This is a genomic window from Roseibium sp. Sym1 (assembly GCF_027359675.1).
Classification (GTDB): domain Bacteria; phylum Pseudomonadota; class Alphaproteobacteria; order Rhizobiales; family Stappiaceae; genus Roseibium.
In genome coordinates, this window is sequence record NZ_CP114786.1 from 2,859,106 (window position 1) to 2,877,553 (window position 18,448).

The 18,448-nt window shown below is 64.1% G+C and carries 17 protein-coding genes; 7 read left to right on the plus strand and 10 right to left on the minus strand.

All coding sequences use genetic code 11. The features are described from left to right. Nucleotides 1-77: 77 nt before the first annotated feature. The 4 genes from O6760_RS12995 (at nucleotide 78) to O6760_RS13010 (ending at nucleotide 5,700) form a co-directional block, all read left to right on the plus strand. On the plus strand, nucleotides 78-1,127 hold the full coding sequence (locus O6760_RS12995) for a TRAP transporter substrate-binding protein (RefSeq protein ID WP_269585781.1): 1,050 nt from the start codon (nucleotides 78-80) through the stop codon (nucleotides 1,125-1,127). A 118-nt stretch (nucleotides 1,128-1,245) separates the two neighbouring features. Then, complete coding sequence (locus tag O6760_RS13000; protein WP_269585782.1) at nucleotides 1,246-2,613, plus strand: glutamine synthetase family protein; 1,368 nt, start codon at nucleotides 1,246-1,248, stop codon at nucleotides 2,611-2,613. 231 nt (nucleotides 2,614-2,844) lie between these two features. Further along, on the plus strand, nucleotides 2,845-4,233 hold the full coding sequence (locus O6760_RS13005) for an aldehyde dehydrogenase family protein (RefSeq protein WP_269585783.1): 1,389 nt from the start codon (nucleotides 2,845-2,847) through the stop codon (nucleotides 4,231-4,233). 303 nt (nucleotides 4,234-4,536) lie between these two features. Next, a complete protein-coding gene (locus O6760_RS13010) occupies nucleotides 4,537-5,700 on the plus strand; it encodes an iron-containing alcohol dehydrogenase (RefSeq protein WP_269585784.1) in 1,164 nt (387 codons plus the stop codon). A 133-nt stretch (nucleotides 5,701-5,833) separates the two neighbouring features. Here O6760_RS13010 and O6760_RS13015 read toward each other — a convergent pair whose 3' ends face one another. Both O6760_RS13015 and O6760_RS13020 read right to left on the minus strand, forming a co-directional pair. Then, a complete protein-coding gene (locus O6760_RS13015; RefSeq protein WP_269585785.1) occupies nucleotides 5,834-6,379 on the minus strand; it encodes a carbonic anhydrase in 546 nt (181 codons plus the stop codon). A 23-nt stretch (nucleotides 6,380-6,402) separates the two neighbouring features. After that, nucleotides 6,403-7,509 carry an NmrA family NAD(P)-binding protein gene (locus tag O6760_RS13020; RefSeq protein ID WP_269585786.1) on the minus strand — a complete coding sequence of 369 codons (1,107 nt, stop codon included), beginning with the start codon at nucleotides 7,507-7,509 and terminating at the stop codon, nucleotides 6,403-6,405. Nucleotides 7,510-7,595: 86 nt separating this feature from the next. Here O6760_RS13020 and O6760_RS13025 point away from each other — a divergent pair, with 86 nt between their 5' ends. Beyond that, complete coding sequence (locus tag O6760_RS13025) at nucleotides 7,596-8,174, plus strand: TetR/AcrR family transcriptional regulator (protein WP_269585787.1); 579 nt, start codon at nucleotides 7,596-7,598, stop codon at nucleotides 8,172-8,174. Nucleotides 8,175-8,259: 85 nt separating this feature from the next. Here the strand turns inward: O6760_RS13025 and O6760_RS13030 are convergent, their stop codons facing one another. Further along, nucleotides 8,260-8,769, minus strand: coding sequence for a hypothetical protein (locus tag O6760_RS13030; RefSeq protein WP_269585788.1), 510 nt, complete (start codon nucleotides 8,767-8,769; stop codon nucleotides 8,260-8,262). A 222-nt stretch (nucleotides 8,770-8,991) separates the two neighbouring features. Here O6760_RS13030 and O6760_RS13035 point away from each other — a divergent pair, with 222 nt between their 5' ends. Then, nucleotides 8,992-9,870: a PhzF family phenazine biosynthesis protein gene (locus tag O6760_RS13035; RefSeq protein WP_269585789.1), complete on the plus strand. Its 879-nt coding sequence runs from the start codon at nucleotides 8,992-8,994 to the stop codon at nucleotides 9,868-9,870. Between the two features lie 9 nt (nucleotides 9,871-9,879). Here the strand turns inward: O6760_RS13035 and O6760_RS13040 are convergent, their stop codons facing one another. The 6 genes from O6760_RS13040 to O6760_RS13065 all read right to left on the minus strand — a co-directional run bounded on the left by O6760_RS13040 (nucleotide 9,880) and on the right by O6760_RS13065 (nucleotide 15,515). Further along, nucleotides 9,880-11,457 (minus strand): serine hydrolase, encoded by a 1,578-nt coding sequence (locus O6760_RS13040; protein ID WP_269585790.1) that lies wholly within the window; start codon nucleotides 11,455-11,457, stop codon nucleotides 9,880-9,882. Between the two features lie 312 nt (nucleotides 11,458-11,769). Next, on the minus strand, nucleotides 11,770-12,810 hold the full coding sequence (gene ppk2, locus O6760_RS13045; RefSeq protein WP_269585791.1) for a polyphosphate kinase 2: 1,041 nt from the start codon (nucleotides 12,808-12,810) through the stop codon (nucleotides 11,770-11,772). Between the two features lie 229 nt (nucleotides 12,811-13,039). Beyond that, nucleotides 13,040-13,516 carry a DUF6505 family protein gene (locus tag O6760_RS13050; RefSeq protein WP_269585792.1) on the minus strand — a complete coding sequence of 159 codons (477 nt, stop codon included), beginning with the start codon at nucleotides 13,514-13,516 and terminating at the stop codon, nucleotides 13,040-13,042. A 4-nt stretch (nucleotides 13,517-13,520) separates the two neighbouring features. After that, entirely contained in the window at nucleotides 13,521-14,222 is a 702-nt protein-coding gene (locus O6760_RS13055) for a biotin/lipoate--protein ligase family protein (RefSeq protein ID WP_269585793.1), read from the minus strand. Beyond that, nucleotides 14,219-15,319, minus strand: a complete 1,101-nt coding sequence (locus tag O6760_RS13060; RefSeq protein ID WP_269585794.1) for an Mrp/NBP35 family ATP-binding protein — start codon at nucleotides 15,317-15,319, stop codon at nucleotides 14,219-14,221. The genes O6760_RS13055 and O6760_RS13060 overlap by 4 nt, the downstream gene beginning before the upstream one ends. A gap of 7 nt (nucleotides 15,320-15,326) precedes the next feature. Beyond that, nucleotides 15,327-15,515 carry a DUF6494 family protein gene (locus tag O6760_RS13065; RefSeq protein ID WP_269585795.1) on the minus strand — a complete coding sequence of 63 codons (189 nt, stop codon included), beginning with the start codon at nucleotides 15,513-15,515 and terminating at the stop codon, nucleotides 15,327-15,329. Nucleotides 15,516-15,608: 93 nt separating this feature from the next. Between O6760_RS13065 and O6760_RS13070 the strand changes: the two genes are divergently transcribed. After that, nucleotides 15,609-16,370 carry a hypothetical protein gene (locus O6760_RS13070; protein WP_269585796.1) on the plus strand — a complete coding sequence of 254 codons (762 nt, stop codon included), beginning with the start codon at nucleotides 15,609-15,611 and terminating at the stop codon, nucleotides 16,368-16,370. A 16-nt stretch (nucleotides 16,371-16,386) separates the two neighbouring features. Here O6760_RS13070 and O6760_RS13075 read toward each other — a convergent pair whose 3' ends face one another. Beyond that, nucleotides 16,387-18,354 carry a 4Fe-4S binding protein gene (locus tag O6760_RS13075; protein ID WP_269585797.1) on the minus strand — a complete coding sequence of 656 codons (1,968 nt, stop codon included), beginning with the start codon at nucleotides 18,352-18,354 and terminating at the stop codon, nucleotides 16,387-16,389. Nucleotides 18,355-18,448 lie beyond the last annotated feature (94 nt).

The following is an 18,448-nucleotide window of genomic DNA, read 5'->3' on the forward strand; positions in this document are numbered from 1 at the left end:
AGTTTGACTGCGGACATACCAGAGCCGGACAACGGCCGCACCGCTTGAAATGAAACTGGAACTTAGGGGAACTTGAGATGACCAACAGACGTGACTTTCTGAAAAAAGCCGGTCTTGGCACTGCCGCCGCCGCCGGTGCGACCACCCTCGCGGCCCCGGCCGTGCACGGCCAGTCGCAGATCAAATGGCGCCTGCAGACCTATGCCGGTCCGGCGCTGGCCGAACACGTGATCAAGCCGCATATCGATGCCTTCAACAAGGCCGCCAACGGCGAGATGGTGATCGAGCTCTACACCGCCGACCAGCTGGTTCCGACCGGTGAACTGTTCCGCGCGATGCAGCAGGGCACCATCGACGCCGTGCAGTCCGACGACGACTCGATGGCGTCTCCGACCGAAGTCACCGTCTTCGGCGGCTACTTCCCGTTCGCGTCCCGCTATTCCCTCGACGTGCCGGTGCTGTTCAACCAGTACGGCCTTAAGGAAATCTGGGAAGAAGAATATGCCAAGGTCGGCGTGAAGCACATCTCCGCCGGTGCGTGGGATCCGTGCCACTTCGCCACCAAGGACCCGATCCGCTCGCTGAAGGACCTGGAAGGCAAGCGCGTCTTCACCTTCCCGACGGCCGGCCGCTTCATGGCCCAGTTCGGCGTCGTGCCGGTCACCCTGCCGTGGGAAGACATCGAGGTTGCCGTCCAGACCGGCGAGCTTGACGGCATTGCCTGGTCGGGCATCACCGAGGACTACACCGTCGGCTGGGCGGATGTGACCAACTACTTCCTGACCAACAACATCTCCGGCGCCTGGGCCGGCTCCTTCTTCGCCAACCAGGAACGCTGGAACGAGCTTCCGGACCACCTGAAGTCGATGCTGCAGCTGGCCATGGATGCCTCCCACTACTATCGCCAGTGGTGGTACTGGGGCGGCGAAGCCAACCTGCGCGTCAACGGCACCAAGATGGAACTGACCTCCATTCCGGATGCCGAATGGGCAACCGTCGAAGAAGCCGCGACGGCCTTCTGGGACGAGATCGCGGCCGAAAGCCCGACCAAGGCGAAGGTCGTCGAGATCTTCAAGAAGTACAATCAGGACATGCAGAAGGCGGGGCGTCCATACCGCTACACCTGATGCAGGCCCGGCCGTGCCGTTTCCGGCACGGCCATACCTCCCGGTCCGGAGCGGAACCCTCCGGGCCGGCTTTTTAGAATTCCGACAGAACACGACCCGCGAAACGGACACGCTCAAGATGCCTGGCAACCTGACCTTCGATGCGCTGAAATCGCTCGTATCCACCGGAGAGATCGACACGGTGCTCGTCTGTATCGTCGATATGCAGGGACGGCTGATGGGCAAGCGCTTCCTCGCCCAGCACTTCGTCGACAGTGCCCATAACGAGACCCATTGCTGCAACTATCTGCTGGCAACGGATCTGGAGATGTACACGGTCGAGGGCTATGCCGCGACCAGCTGGTCGGGCGGCTACGGCGACTATGTCATGAAGCCGGACCTTGAGACCTTGCGCCTGGTGCCGTGGCTGGAAGGCACCGCCATGGTGCTGTGCGACGTGCAGGACCATCACACCCACAAGGACGTGCCGCATTCGCCGCGCGCCATGCTGAAGGGCCAGGTGGCGCGGCTCGCCGAGATGGGCCTGACGCCGATCATGGCGACCGAACTGGAATTCTTCCTGTTCGAAAAGGGATTTGACGAGATCCGCAAGGGCGGATTCCGCGATCTGGAGCCGATCTCCGGCTACAACGAGGATTACCACATCCTGCAGACCACCAAGGAAGAAGACGTCATGCGCCCGGTGCGCAACTGTCTTTATGCCGCGGGCATCCCGGTGGAGAACACCAAGGGCGAGGCCGAGACCGGCCAGGAAGAGCTCAACATCAAATACGCCCCGGCGCTGGACACGGCCGAATATCACAGCATCGCCAAACACGCGGTGAAGGAGATCGCCTGGGCCAAGGGACGGTCCGCGTCGTTCCTGGCCAAGTGGCACCACGACAAGGTCGGCTCGTCCTCGCATGTGCACCAGTCGCTGTTCGACAAGGACGGCAACAACGTCTTCTGTGACGACAAGGCCGAACTCGGCATGTCGAAGACGATGCGGCACTACCTGGCCGGGCTGATCAAGTACGCGCCGGACTACACCTATTTCCTGGCGCCCTACATCAACAGCTACAAGCGTTTCCAGAAGGGCACCTTCGCGCCGACCAAGACCGTCTGGTCCGTCGACAACCGCACGGCGGGCTTCCGGCTCTGCGGCGAAGGCACCAAGGCGCTCCGGATCGAGTGCCGCATCGGCGGCTCCGACCTCAATCCCTACCTGGCGCTGGCGGTCCAGATCGCCGCCGGCCTGAAAGGCATCGAGGAAAAGCTGCCGCTCGACCCGCCGACGTCGGGCGACGTCTACGAAGCCAGGCGGGCCAAGGAAATCCCGCAGACCCTGCGCGACGCGCGCGAGACCATGCGCAAGTCGAAATTCCTGCGCGAGGCCTTCTCGGACCAGGTGATCGACCACTACGCGCGCGCCGCGGAATGGGAGCTGGAGGAATTCGACCGGGTGGTTACCGATTATGAAGTTGCCCGCGGCTTCGAGCGGGCATAACAGGCGATGAGACGAGAATAGTCCGCTTCACCCCACGCCGTCATCCTGAGGAGCCGCGAAGCGGCGTCTCGAAGGACCGGCAACTTGCTCGGAGTTTGCCGCCGATCCTTCGAGACGGGCCTTACGGCCCTCCTCAGGATGACGAGGGTGGGGGAAGCGGCCGGACTGGAACACCTAGAGCCAACCACTTTTGAGGACGCCGCCCGGAAGAGGCGGGTTTGAGAGGTTCAAATGTCAGATGTGATCAAACTGATTTCGCCGGTGGACGGCTCGGTCTATGCCGAACGCCCGGCGCTGGATGCGGCGGCGGTCGACCGCGTGGTCTCCGCCGCGCGCACGGCCCAGCCGGGCTGGGCGGCGCTGCCGGTGGCCGAGCGGGTTGCCTATTGCGAGAAGGCGCTGGAGGCCCTCAAGGCAATGAACGAAGACGTCGTGCACGAGCTCGCCTGGCAGATGGGCCGGCCGATCCGGTACGGCGGTGAACTCGGCGGCACCATTGAGCGCACCGAATATTGCGCCCGCACGGCCGCCGCGGCCCTGGCCGATATCGAGCGTACCGACAAGCCGGGCTTCAAGCGCTACCTTCGCCGCGTGCCGCTCGGCATCGTCATGGTGATCGCGCCGTGGAACTACCCGTTCATGACGGCCATCAACACCATCATGCCGGCGCTGATGGCGGGCAACGTGGTGGTGCTGAAACACGCCGCCCAGACGCTGCTCGTCGGGGAACGTCTCGCCAAGGCGTTCGAAATCGCCGGCCTGCCCAAGGGTGTTTTCCAGAACATCGTCCTGACCCACCAGGGCACGGAAAAGCTGCTCGGTTCCGGCCTGATCGACCACGTCAACTTCACCGGCTCCGTCGGTGGCGGCCGCGCCATCGAGAAGGCGCTGGCAGGCACGTTCGCGACGCTTGGCCTTGAGCTGGGTGGCAAGGACCCGGCCTATGTCCGCGCCGACGCCGATCTCAACTATGCGGTCGAGAACCTGGTCGACGGCGCGTTTTACAATGCCGGCCAGTGCTGCTGCGGTATCGAGCGCGTCTATGTCCATGAAAGCCTCTATGACCGCTTCGTCGAGGGCTTTGTCGACCTGACCAGCCAGTACAAGCTGGGCAACCCGCTCGACGAGGCGACCACGCTCGGCCCGATGGCCCAGGCCCGCTTTGCCGCCTGGGTGCGCGAGCAGACCCAGGAAGCCCTGCGCAAGGGTGCCAGGGCGCATATCGACACCTCCAAATTCGAGGCCGACAAGGACGGCACGCCGTATCTGGCACCGCAGGTGCTCACCGACGTCAATCACCAGATGTCGGTGATGCGCGAGGAAAGCTTCGGCCCGGTCGTCGGCATCATGAAGGTCAAGGACGACGAGGAAGCGCTGCAGTTCATGAATGACAGCCCCTACGGCCTGACCGCCTCGATCTGGACCGAGGACGTCGAGGCGGCCGCGGAGATCGGTGACAAGGTCGAGACCGGCACGGTGTTCATGAACCGCTGCGACTATCTCGATCCGGCACTGGTGTGGACCGGCGTGAAGGACACCGGCAAGGGCGCCGCCCTCTCCGAAATCGGCTTCCACAACCTGACCCGTCCGAAATCCTTCCACTTCCGGGTGGAGCACTGAGGCGGCAAGACGCAGGAGCGGGTCTATCCAAAGGCACTGTCAATTGGCTGAAGCCTTCGGACTTGCTCCTCTCTCCCCCCCGGAGGGGGAGATGTCTCCGGAAGGAGACAGAGGGGGGGACAGCCTCTCCTCTAATGCGAGATTTGAAATTGCGGCACCGCCCGTCCCCCCTCTGTCCGCCAAGGCGGACATCTCCCCCTCAAGGGGGGAGAGGGGAGCAAGGGGCGGTGCTGTTCGGACTACCGGCACCTGCAGATCGGGTGTTTCCCTGAATACATCGAGTTTCAAACCAACGAGACGATCATGAGCTCACTTCCTTCCGTCAACTGGTCCTACCCGACCTCCGTCCGTTTCGGCGCCGGCCGTATCAAGGAACTTCCGAGAGCGGTCCGGTCCGCCGGTATGGCCAATCCGCTGCTGGTCACCGATCCGGGTCTCGCCGGCCTGCCGATGGTGGCCGAGGCCATCGAGAGCCTGAAAGCCGATGGGCTTCAGGCGGCCGTCTTTTCCGACGTCAAGCCGAACCCGGTCGACAGCAACGTCGAAGCCGGTGTTGCCGCCTACAAGGCCGGTGGCCATGACGGCGTCATCGCCTTCGGCGGCGGCTCGGGCCTCGATGCAGGCAAGCTGATCGCCTTCATGTCCGGCCAGACCCGGCCGATCTGGGATTTCGAGGACATCGGCGACTGGTGGAAACGCGCCGATCCAGCCGGGATCGCACCGATCGTCGCCGTGCCGACCACGGCCGGTACCGGGTCCGAAGTCGGCCGTGCGGGTGTCGTCACCAACGAGGCGACCCACACCAAGAAGGTGATCTTCCATCCGAACATGCTGCCGGCCATCGTCATCTGCGACCCGGAACTGACGGTCGGCATGCCGCGTTTCATCACGGTCGGCACCGGCATGGACGCGCTCGCGCACTGTCTGGAGGCCTATTCCGCGCCGATGTACCACCCGATGTCGGAAGGCATCGCGCTGGAAGGCATGCGGCTGGTGTTTGAAAACCTGCCCAGGGTCGCCGCCGACGGCTCCGACCTGGAAGCCCGCGGTCACCTGATGAGCGCCGCCGCCATGGGCGCCGTTGCCTTCCAGAAGGGCCTCGGCGCGATCCACTCGCTGTCGCACCCGGTCGGCGCGCTCTACGACACCCATCACGGCATGACCAACGCGGTCTTCATGCCCTATGTGCTGCAGTTCAACAAACCTGCGATCGAACAGAAATTCGAGCGCCTTGCCGGCTTCCTCGGCATTTCCGGCGGTTACCAGGGGGTGCTCGATGCCATCCTGAAGCTGCGGTCCGACCTCGACGTGCCGCACACGCTGGCGGGGCTCAACGTGGACGACAGCAAGCGCGAGCTGATCGCCGACATGGCCATCGTCGACCCGACCGCCGGCGGCAACCCGGTCGAACTGACCAGGGAAGGGGCTCTGGAGATCTTCGACAAGGCCCAGTCCGGCACGGTCTGAGGTCCGGCCTGAAAGAAACAAAGGCGCGCCAGAAGGCGCGCCTTATTCTGTTGGCCAGTTCAAGCCGTTGCCCGAGGTGAGCTGCCGAGGCTTCGTCACCGGTCCGGTGTGTCTCGGGACGTGTCTTCCATTTTCATGCGTCCAAGCGCAGGTCAGAAAGTCTCGCAGGCCCGGCAATCTCCCGGATGCCTCCTGTCCTGACGTCATAAAGCACGGCGGACACGGTGAGTGAGCCTGGGATTTCCTCGGCATCGCGCAGCCGGTTGACGTCCCCCTTCAGATCCGTCTCCTGATCCGTGATCGCCGAGGACGAGACGTCGATGCCGAGTTTTTCCCTGAGTGCTTGCTGAAACTCCGGATTTGCAAAATTCTGGGCACCGCACTGGGTGTGCTGCATCAGCACGACGTTGAATGCGGGGTGCGGGTTTTGCGTCATCTTCGAAACCATCATCGCCAGCGTGGCGATTTCCTCGATCACGGCCCGGGTCGCCCGGCCGCCATTGTTGCGGACGACGACCGCATCACCGAGTTCAAGCCCGAGCACATGGGCGGGATCGACCCGTGCGTCGATGCAGGCAACGATCAGCGTGTTGAGCCTGGGCAGGATCGGCAGGTCGGCCTGGTCGAAGCCATTTGAAAAGGTTCGGTTGCGTTCGAAGAGAACGGACGTATCGGTCATGGGGTATCCTTCGGTTTTCTGGTTCAGGCGATGTTGGCATGGGGCTTCAGGAGGTCGCCCGGGACATGGCTCCGGACCCATTCCGGCGTGTCCTGGCAGAACCTGGGTTGGGCAGGGCGCACGTAGTCCCGGTTGCGCTGGATCCTCTCCAGATCAAGCGCCGGGGTGAGTGCGATCTTCAGGAAGCCGAGCGCGGCACGCGCCGTTCCGGCAGGGCTGCGGCGCAGGTCCGCCCGTGTGGCGACCAGACGCCGGACGATGCTTTCGAAACTGTCCGGGACGCGGCCGCCGATCTCCTGCACGTCACCGGTCGGGGCGTTTACCGCGAAGGCACCGCGGCGGTATTCCTCGGCATAGATCGCGAGCTGCGAGACCGCTGCCTCGGAGTAATTCGACGGCGGCAGGGCGCGCAGGGCCTTGGTCATCATCTTTTCGGAAATGTCCATGTAGCGGACCCGCCGGCCGAGTGCGCGGCCCATCGCGCTCGCGATGTCATCGGGCGACAGAAGTTCGGGACCGGTCGGGCGATAGCTCTTGCCCGCATGCCGGACGGGATCAACCAGCGCCGCGACGGCGACGCTGGCGATGTCCGCGTTGGAGGGCGGGGCGTTCTTCTTTTCGTGTCCCGGTCCAAGCGGCATGGTGAACAGGCCGAGATGGGCGGCCATGTCGATCACCATCAGGTAGTTGTCAGCGAACCAGCCCGGAGTGACCGAAGTGACCGTTGTTCCGGGTGCGAGGCGGATCAGCGCATCGGAAAGATAGACTTCCCGTGTGAACAGGGACGGGTGGTCCACGGCGGTGAGCCACTGGCCGAGCGTGACGACATGTTCGAGCCGGGCATCACCGGCCGCCACCGTGAACACCGCGTTGAAGTGCAATCCGTTCGGTGCGGTCGGCGCGCACTGGTAGGCGCGGTCGATCCCGTGCATCGCCTTGCGCATGTCGGTGAGGCTGTATTGATCGCCGATGAAAATCTCGGCGCCCGCGCGGTCCAGGAGCTCCGCACGCCTGTCGTGCCGGCGCAGAACGGCCCGGACGGGATATCCCTTCTCGAGAAGCTGCAAAGTGACGGGCAGACCGGTTTTGCCACCGGCGCTGGTGACGAGAATTTTGGGCTTGGAGGACACGGAACACCTTTAGATGATGATTGTAATCTAAAAATATAGATGATACATGAAATCTATAAAGTCAAGCCCAACGGAAAGCCTGCCCCATGCCCCGTATGTCGGAAGCTGAAAAACGCAAATCCCACAACAAGATACTAGGCGCGGCCTCACGCCTGCTGCGTGCCAACGGCACGGAGGCGACAAGTGTTTCGGACGTGATGCAGGCTGCAGGACTGACCCATGGCGGCTTCTACCGGCATTTCAAATCCAAAGACGAACTCGTCGCGGCGGCGTTCCGGACGGCCGTCGACGAGGTGTTGAACGACATGGAAGAGGCTTCGGACGACGCAGCCCGGAAAAAGGCGCGCCGGGACTATGTCGACACCTATCTGTCGCAAGGGCATGTCGACAACCGGGCGGAAGGGTGCCCGCTGGCAGCGCTGGCGAACGACCTTGGTCGCGGCGAAGAGGATGGACGTCGTGAGGGTCTTGCGGCGGTTGACCGGGTTTCCGAGCTTCTTGCAACGCGTGGCGGAAGGGCCGAAGGAACGGCGCTGCTTGCCTTGATGGTCGGCACGGTCACGCTGGCACGGCTGGCGGAATCGGACGTTATGGCAGAGGGAATCGTGAAGGCTGGACGCACTGCTGCGGAGCTGCTGGAACGGGAGTGGCCGCTGGACACCTGAACCCGTACGGCGATCCATGGACAGAAGGAAAAAGCGCGCCTCGTTTTGGCGCGCTTTTCTGTTTCAATGGGTCTGGCAACCGCGATTAGCCGTTCCGGCTCCTGATCAGCTCGAGCATGGCGACCAGCACGATGCCATAAAGCACGTGGCCGACCAGGGCGACCCAGACGATGCCGGTGAAATTCAGGAAGAAGGGCAGGCCGGCCAGCGAGGTGATGCCGCCGATGGCGAAGACCCAGAGGCCGAAGCCGTAGATCGCGGAGGGCAGCAGCCAGTGGGTGGTGCCGATGATCCGCTGCCAAAGCGGGGCGAAGATGAACATCCAGCCGACGGGGTAACCGATCAGGCCGACCACGTAGAAATGCACGAAGTAGCCGGCAAAGGCATTGTTCGGCAGGCCGAGGCTGCCGAGCAGGCTCTGCGCCAGGCCATGCGGCGACAGGTTGGCGAAGCCGAGAGCCGGGCTGAGGATCTGCCCCCAGAAGTCGAAGGCGATGGTGGCGAAGAAGCCCGAGATGAACATCAGGCCGAGCGTGTTGAAATTGAGCGCCGGCAGGGATGCGGCTGGACGGCTGTTCGATGCGATGCTGGTCATGACTGTCTTTTCCCCCGAAGGAACTGTTGCGGTGACAGTCAGGTAGGGGCGAGGGCGATCACATGGAAATAAAATGTCGCGCCGGTTTCGTGACGCGTTTGTGAGGGACGGTTTATCGGGCACGGCCCGGCAGGTTCCACTGGATAACCCGCCCCTGGAATTGCCACACCAGGCGCATCATGGTCGGATGCAGCCTTCGCAATGCACCGTCGAGATCCCGTCATGGAAACCCTTCCCGTTCGCCTTTACGCCGCCTTCGCCGCAGACGAGACCGGCGGCAATATGGGGGCGGTCGTGTTCGAGGACATGCCGCTCTGGCCCGCGGCGCGGCAGCGGATCGCGGCGGATCTCGGCGCGCCGACGACAGGGTTTGTACGGCACATTTCGGAAGGGCGCTATGAAACCCGGTTTCATTCCACATGCTCCGAAATGGACATGTGCGGCCATGTCACCCTGGCGGTGTTTGCCGCGCTCAGGGATGACGGCCGGATCGGCCCCGGGAGTAATGTTCAGGAAACGCCAGCCGGAGAGATCGGCGTGGAGGTGACGTCGGACGGTGCCGTGACCATGCATCAGCCGCTGCCGGTGTTCGATCTCAACCAGGTGGCCCGAGAGGAGATCGCACCTCTTCTCGGACTGGACCCGAACCTGGTCTGGCGCGTGACCGCGTCGTCGACAGCCTTGAGACACGTCTTTGTGCAGCTCGCCGAACAGGAAACACTGGCGTTGCTGCAGCCGCAAGACGCTGCCCTTCGGGATTTCTGCCGCGACCGGTCCATCGACACGATCGGTGTCTGGTGCCGGCAGGCCTCGGGCCTCGGCAAGGCCAAGGTGCGGCTGCGCGACCTCTGCCACGGTGTCGGTGACCCGGAAGAGGCCGCCAGCGGCACCACGAACGGCGCGCTCGCCTGTGACCTGTTCCGCTCCGAAAACCTGCTGCCGGGCGCCGGCGGAACGGCGGTCCTGGTGGCCGAGCAGGGTTTCGAAATGGGCCGGCCGAGCATCGTCAGGACCGTGCTCGGCACCTCCGGCAAGGAGATCACCAGCGTCTCCGTCGGCGGCTACGCCGCGCTCAGGATGCGGGGAGAATTTGTCCTTTAGGCAGTCCTCTCACAGACGTGTGAAACGGGCCGGCGCGGCTTCCGCGAACAGCTCGATCTCAAGGCTTTGCGCCTGGCCGGACACCATCTCGGCAAAGACCAGTGTCGAGCGAGACCCGAGCGGTGAATTTTCGGTGACGAAGTCGAACACCATCATCGAGCCGTCCCAGGGCTTCAGCGCGTAGTGTTGCGGCTCGGGGCCTGCCGACAGGACAAGGCCGTCTCCAACGGCGCTCACCTCCACCGTTCCGAAATAGGGATGGCCATACCGGCCGGTGCAGGCAGAAGCGGCAGGCGGCGGCGCGGCTGCGGCCGGGGGTTCCTGGCCGACGGTATGTCCGCGTTTGACGAAGAAGGCCTCGAACCGCTGCGCATAGCCGGCGTACCAGTCCCGGGTCTCGCGGCCGTACTGGGCAAGGTCCATGAATGCGGCCGCGATGCCTTCGGCGGCGCCGACCGGGGCGGCGTTGGTCAGGACAACGATGCCGAGATCGAGCGAGGGGATCATGGAAAAACAGGTGCCGGAGCCCATCAGGAAGGCGCCGGAATGGCTGAGCTTGACGCGGCCGGACGGTTCCACGCCGACATTGAAGCCGAAGCCGTAGAACCCTGCCCTTGCGTCGGGCGTGTGAGGCTGGCCGGAAAAACTCTGCGGGCTGAGCGCAGGGAGAAGCGCCTCTGGTGCGATGATCCGGTTGCCTTCATGCTGTCCGTTCGCCAGCACCATCTTGAGCCAGGTGGCGAGATCGTTGGCGGTGGAACTGACACCGCCCGCGGGCGACTGGGCATCCGGATCGCGCTGGAACAGCGGCGCAAAGGCGTCACCGTCGCGGGCATGGGGAAATGCCCTGTTGTCCGCTCCCATGTAGTCCTCGAAACGCGAGCTCGTGCTGTCCATCCCGAGCGGCTTATAGAGCGCGTCTTCGGACAGGCTCGCCCAGTCCGTGCCGGAAGCTTCCGCCACCGCCTCGGCAGCGGCCGTCAGTCCGAAATTGGTATAGGCATAGGAGGTGCGGAACGCATCCAGCGGCTGCAGGCGCAGGCGCTCCAGGATGGTCCGTCGGCCGAAGCCGAGATCCTCCAGGTCGTCGCCCGCATGGTCCGGCAGGCCGGAGCGGTGGCTGTAGAGGTCGCCGATGGTGAGCTTGTCGGTCCGCGCGGGATCGGACAGCTGAAACCAGGGCAGCAGGTCGCGCATGCGGCTGTCCCAACTGACCACCCCCTCACCGACCTGGCGGGCGACGACCGTGGCGCCGACCGGTTTCGACAGGGAGGCGAGCTGGAAGACCGTATCCGGCGTGATCGGGTCGTTGAGATCGATACGCCTGACGCCGAATCCCTTCGCAAACACCGTTTCCCCCTTGTGAACCACGGCAACGGCGAGACCGGGAATGCCGCTGCGCTCCAGGATGCCGGTGCTGATCCGGTCGAGTTCGGCAATAGCGGCATCGATCTGGCCGGGGGGCACCTCGACGCCCGGTGTCTGCGCGGGAGACAGGGTCTGCGCGATGCTGCTGACCGGCAACAGCGCCAGGGACGCGGCGGAGGTGCTTAAGAACAGGCGGCGGGAAAGGTCGGTCCGGGGCATGGTGGCTCCTTTTGAATCGGGTCCAGCCTAGCAGGAACGACCTGCCGTGGCAGAGTAGAGATCTGTCAAGGTAAACAGGCGCTACCGCACCTGCAGCGTCATCCTGAGGAGCCGCGTCAGCGGCGTCTCGAAGGAGCGGCCAATCACATGGGAACAGGTGGCCGGTCCTTCGAGACGCGCGCAAGCGCGCTCCTCAGGATGACGCTGAGCGTGTGGCGGGACCTGGGAAGAAAATATTGGGCCTGCCTGCGAGGATTGGGAGAGCCGGTTGTCGTCAGACTGGTCGCGCCAGTGCCTTTACGTCATGCCTTCTCAGCTGGTGGCGTCTGGAGAATCGTCGCTGTTGCGCCGGGTCTTCGTTTCCGGGTGCAGTGTCTTGCCGAGAATATGGCTGTCCCTTCCGATGACATGCTGGCTCGAACCGACAATGAGCGGGTCCGGATGTCCGACCACTTTGCCGTCCTTGTCCGGATAAGGCAGCGAATACAGGAAGTGTTCCATGCAGTTCAGACGTGCGCGCTTCTTGTCATCGGACTTGATGACGGTCCACGGCGCATCCGCGGTGTCGGTATAGAAGAACATCGCCTCCTTGGCTTCGGTATAGTCGTCCCACTTGTCGAGCGAGGCCATGTCGATCGGTGACAGTTTCCATTGCTTGAGTGGATCGGTCTTGCGCTGATTGAACCGGCGGCGCTGTTCTTCCTGCGTGACCGAGAACCAGTACTTGAACAGGAGAATCCCGTCGCGCGTGAACATGCGTTCGATTTCAGGACATTGCCGCATGAATTCAAGATACTGCGCGGGAGAGCAGAACCCCATCACGCGTTCGACGCCGGCCCTGTTGTACCAGGACCTGTCAAACAGGATGATCTGTCCCGCCGTCGGAAGATGCTGGATATATCGCTGGAAGTACCATTGGCTCTGCTCGCCTTCGGACGGCTTCTGGAGGGCGACCACGCTGGCACCGCGAGGGTTCAGGTGCTCCATGAACCGCTTGATTGTTCCACCCTTGCCGGCGGCGTCCCGGCCTTCGAACAGAATGACCACGCGTTTGCCGGTCTCCTGAATCCATTTCTGCGCCTTCAGCAGTTCCGCCTGCAGCGTCGCCTTGCGTTTCTCGTAGGCGGCCCGGCGCATCTTGGTCGCGTAGGGATACTCGCCGGTCTCGAATACGTGATGAATGGCCTCCGAGCTGTGCCGCATCTCCGCGAGTGTGTGACGAAGTCCTCCACCCGTCGGGTGGATCTCCTCACTCGTCTTGGACTGTTCCGGTTTGCTGTTGGATGCCTTGCCGGGGCGGGTGCTGCCGGCGGCGGTTTTGCGTGCGGGGGTGCTGGTCTGACTCGTTTTCAAATGTGCCTCCTTGTTCAAGTTACTCTTGGTAACATGTACCGGACAAGGAAGCATTGATTCCGATCAAGGGGTATTTTTTATCAATAAATGCCAAGTAAATTTGGTAAATTTTCTATGACTTGTAATGTGGCGTTATTCTAAAGATCTTGTTGAAATCGGCGTCTGTCCGCGTGGAGACGGCAAGGTGATGTCCTGGCTGGTGGAATCGCGGCACGGCGGACAGGGCACGTCAGTGGCTGTCGCCATGCACGGCGACCATGTCCAGTTCCGCCTCCGGAACGGCAATGGTGCGGAAACTCTCACGGACGCCGTCCTCGCTCAATTCCCGCTGCACCGCGATCAACGTGTTTTCCGGATGCTCTTCGCAGAGGTCGGCCATGTAGCGCAGCTCCCCCTCGGCGACGCCTCTGGCGGCATCGACGGAGGGCGCGCCGTAGAGATCGACGAAGTGTCGTGCCAGCTGGCCGACCAGCTGGTGGAACTCGGTTTCCGCGATCGGCGTGACGGCGACGAACGTCACCCGGCCGAAGGTCTCCAGCCCCAGCCAGCCATTGGCAAAGGCCTGCCGGGCCTTGCCTTCGAGATCGGCCTCGGTCCAGTCGGAAAATTCGAAGCCGCCGGACAGGCACCATTCGCCCGTGCGCGCGGGTGAGAAAAACACGTTGCGGTCGCTGTCGTCCAGGTGAATGGCGCGGGCGAGTTTCATGGGCTCAGGTCTCCAGCCTGGTGGACAGGGGGATGAGGGACGTCTCCTCTCCGTTTCTCAGGAGCATCCCGAAATTCTCGTCGACGCCGACAAACGTGCCGGACTGGCCGTCGATCTCGACCGGCTCGCCGACATTCGGCACCAGAGCGCGCCAGTCGTCGTGAACGGGGCGCGGCCCGTCCTCGAGCCAGCGGTTGATCCAGTAGAGACTGTGGCGCACCCAGGCCTCCAGCAGATCGCCGGGGGTGATGTCCGCGCAGCCTTCTTCCAGGAGGCAGGTGCGGTCGGGGGCCTCGCCGGGGTTGTCGGCGGGGCTGGTCATGCCCAGCTCGAGGCCGATGACCAGCCAGTCCGGTTCGGCGTCCGGCAGTACGGACGAGGCCTTTGCCCGCAGCCGGCCGCAGGTCGCACCGTTGACCTTGATGCCGCCGTCCCAGTCCAGATGCACGGCGACCTCCGGCGGCGCGAGGGCGCCGAGGGCGGCCTGCAGGCCGAGACCGCAGACCGGCAGGGCGGTCATCGCCTCTTCCAACGGTTTTTCCGGCGCGAAGACCAGGCTTGCCCGCAGCTGCGGCCCGTCGAGATTGTAGACCACCGTGCCGGCATCGGTGCCGGCAATGGCAAGGGCGATTGCCCGGTCGAACGGGTCGGCCGGGCCGCTCAGCGGCTCGCCCTGGAAGAGCGGCGGAAACTGCAGCTCGCTCATGCATGCCCCTCCTTGACCAGTGTCCGGGCCAGGTCCCGGAAGACGCCGGCTTCGGGCGCATCCGGCGCCTGGACCGCGATCGGCGTGCCGCCGTCTCCCGCCAGCCGAATGTTCAGATGCAGAGGCACTTCGGCCAACAGCGGCACCCCGAGTTTTTCCGCTTCCGCCGCCACGCCGCCATGTCCGAAGACGTGTTCCTCGTGGCCGCAATTGGAGCAGATATGGGTCGACATGTTCTCGATCATGCCGATGATCGGCACCTGCATCTGGTTGAACATACTGATGCCCTTGCGCGCATCCAGCAAGGCCACGTCCTGCGGCGTCGACACGATGACCGCGCCGTCGACGATGAATTTCTGGCACAAGGTCATCTGTACGTCGCCGGTGCCCGGCGGCAGGTCGACGATCAGGATGTCCAGCTTGCCCCACTGCACCTGGGACATCATCTGCTGCAGAGCGCCCATCAGCATGGGGCCGCGCCAGACCACCGCCTCGTCGCCCCTGGTCATCAGGCCAATGGAGATCACGGTGACGCCGTGATTGCGCAGGGGCAGGATCATCTGGCCGTCGGGCGAGGTCGGCCGGCCGCTCACGCCCAGCATCTTCGGCTGGGACGGCCCGTAGACATCGGCATCAAGCAGGCCGACCTTGCGGCCCTCGGCTGCGAGCGCGCAGGCGAGATTGGCGGCCACCGTCGACTTGCCGACACCGCCCTTGCCCGACGCGATGGCGATCACCCGGTCGATGCCGGGCACCTTCTGAGGTCCGGATGTGCCGGGCGGCGCCGGGCGGGCCTTGATCGGCTGCGGCTCGGCGGGTTTGGTGGCGGGCGCGCTTGGCGGCGGTGCGTCGGAATGGGCGGTCATCGCGATCTGGACGTCGCTGCAGCCCGCCAGTGCCTTGAGCCGTTCCTCCGCTTCTTTCGCGAGGGTTTCCATTTCGGCGATGCGGCCGCCGTCGATCTCCAGGACAAAGCGGACATTGCCCTCCGACACGCGAAGGGCGCGCATCATGCCGGAGGCGACGATGTTTTCCCCCGTCGCCGGATCGATTACCGATTTCAGGATTTCCAGAACGCTTTCACGGCTGAGCGACACGTCGATCCTACCCCTCGATCTCGCCGTTGACGACGTGCTCCAGGCCGAGTTCCTCGATCGTGATCACGGCCTTGACCTTGTAGGTCTTGCCGCTGGCCGGGGCGGCTTCGCGCACGGCGTTCTCGATCGCCTGCTGCGACGTGACGCCGACCTGTTTCAGGAACTTGCGCATGGACATGTTGAAATCGTCGCTCATCTTATCCTCCTGTTGCATTTGTCAGTGCATTGACTGTTCGGCGCTCCGGCACCTACCCTGACGTGACCTGTCAGCAACGTGAGGGAGGAGCGCGTGGGCTGTCGTCTTTTCTGCGTCGGGCTGTTGGGCCTTGCGCTCTGCGTCGTGTCAGCCGGGGCCGGCCAGGCCCAGTCCCGGTCGTTCCGTCTGTCTGCGCCCGACACGCTGGTCGCGAGCGGGTTTCTCAAGCATCTGCTGCCGCGCTTTTCTCTCAAGACCCAGGTCCGGATCGAACTGGTTGGCACCGGTGAAGCCGATGCACGTTTGTCGACCGAGGGCAGGGGTACGCCGGTCTTTGCCGGCGCCGATGCGACCTGGGTGCTGGTCACCCTGACACCCGGAAACGAACATGTCGATCGGTTCGAGGACTGGATCACCAGCGAGGTCGGCCGCAAGACCATCGGGGCGTTCAAGCCGGGCGGCAAGGCGTTGTTCACGGCGGCGGTCGCCAGGCAGGCGGATGACGAGACCGTGGTCCTTGAAGGCAATGTCGTCGAGGGCGAAAAACTGGCGGTGCGCCATTGCGGCCGTTGCCACATGGTCAACGAGGCGACGCGTCTGACCACGATCGGGTCCTCTCCGTCCTTTGCGGTGATGCGCAGCTTCACCGACTGGCAGGCCCGGTTCGAGGCGTTTTTCGCGCTCAATCCGCACCCGGCTTTCACTCTCATCGACGGGGTCACCGAACCGTTCGATGCCAGCCGTCCGTCGCCGATCGTGCCGCTGGAGATGACGCTGGACGAGCTGGACGCCATCCTCGCCTTTGTCTCCCGGATACCGCCTGCCGATCTCGGTGCGCCGATCCAGTACCAGTGAGAGATGTGATGCCGGATCAATGGTCGCGCCGCTTGCTGATGTAGTCGTCGGTGGTGCGCACCTTCGGCCGTTCACCCATGGCGAAGGGATTGTTCTCGGAGTGATAGACGGCGTTGACCCGGCAGTCGTCGCACATCTGGATCAGGTTGACCGCCTTGTTGTCCTGGAACATGGAATGCTTGCCGGCGAGTTTTTCCGTCAGCCGCATCACGGTTGAGCGCACGCCGAAGGGCTTGCCGCATTCGATGCAGTGGAACGGCTCCTCCTCCTTCAGGACCTTTGGTCTCAAGGCCTCGTCGCTCAGGTCGAGACGCGGATCCAGCGTCAGCGCCCGTTCCGGGCAGATGTTGGTGCAGATGCCGCATTGCAGGCAGGCATCTTCCTGGAAGCGGAGCTGCGGGCTGTCCGGGTTTTCCTTCAAGGCACCGGACGGGCACAGCGAGACGCAGGACAGACACAGGGTGCAGGCGTCCTGGTTGAGCGTGACCGACCCATAGGGCGCGCCCGCAGGCAGCGGCAGGATGGCGCCGCTTTCCGGGACCAGTGCCTTGGCCGCCAACCGGGTGATCTGCCGCCGCGAGCCGATCGGCAGGATCGGCTGGCCGGTGAGGGCATCCGGTGTGTCCTTGTAAAGCGCCGCTGCCAGCTGGTCGGGATCCGCCGGTTCGATCAGCTCGGTCCGGTCTTCCCCTGCGACGGCATTGGCCAGTTCAACCTGGAAGGGCAGGCCCTCGGTTTCCGTTTCGGGAGAGACCAAGAGGGTGACACTGGCAAAACCGCATCCCAGTGCGCCAAGCGCCTCGGCGTGGCCGAAGCCGGCCAGCCCGGCCATTTCCATCGGAATCACATCCGCCGGCAGGCCGCGGCCATACCGTGCGCTGAGGCGGATCAGATCCGTTCCGTGCCCGGGGCCGTGAACAAGCAGGCGCGGCGCGGCATCGCTGTGCTTGCGCCACGTGGATGCCAGCGTCTGGAGACGCTGGAAAGTGTGGGCGACCGGGGGGGCGTCATAGGCAATCGCACCGGACGGGCAGGCCGCGGAACAGCTGCCGCAGCCGGCGCAGATCATGGTGTCGACGGCGACATGATCGCCGCTGGGCGTTATCGCGCCGGTCGGACAAAGATCGAGACAGCGGCTGCAGCCTGTCTTCCGGGCGCGGGAATGGGCGCACAGCTGTTCATCCAGGCGAATGTGGATCGGCTTTTCGAACGTGCCGACAAGCTGGGACGCTTCCAGGACCGCCCTGGTATAGGCCCGGGCATTGCCGGGATCCACTTTCAGATAGCCCTCGCGTTTTTCCGGAGCAGGGAAAAGGGATGCGGCGCGGCGCAGGTCCAGAAGAATGTCGCATTCGGTTTTGCCGCCATCGCGGGGAGCGGTCCAGCCAGGCGCCCCGCGTCCGCCCGGGATTCGCTCCTGAAGGGCGTCAAAGGACAGTTTGAACTGCCCGAGGCTGCCGGCCGCGGACCGGATCCGGCCGCGCACGATGTCGAAACGGCGGTCGTCCACAACAGGCAGTTCCGCTTCCGGCGACAGCAGGACCGTGACACTCAGGACATCGCAGAGATCGGCGGCGGCCGAAAGCGCGTGTTCCGGCTCTCCGGCGATCAGGCAGGTGCCGCCGGAGGAAATATCGACAACCTTCTCACCCGGTGCCGGCAGCATCGCATCCGCGATCAGCGCGGCCATCTTGGGTGTGACGGGCGCGGAATCCTCCGTCCAGCCGGCGCGGTCTCGCAGATCGACAAAACCCGGATCTGCGGTCTCGAGTTCGGCTGCCAGCTCCTCGAAAGCCTGCCGTTCCTGCTGACAGGCGATCATCACGTCCCCGGCCTGCAGCGCCTCCGCCGTGCTCTCAGCTTCCTTGCGGCACAGCTCGGTATAGACCCTGGAGCACGGAAGTCCGCTTGATTTTTCGATGGCTTCCGCATCGATCTTCTGACTGCCCAGGCAGTCGCAAAGCAGCAGCTTTGTCTCCGTCATCGCGTGCGCGTCCTCTCCCCCAGGCGAATTGAGCGCCACCGGTCTTGAAGCCGGCATGTCGGACAATTCGTCCTTCATAACAAGGGCCCGAATC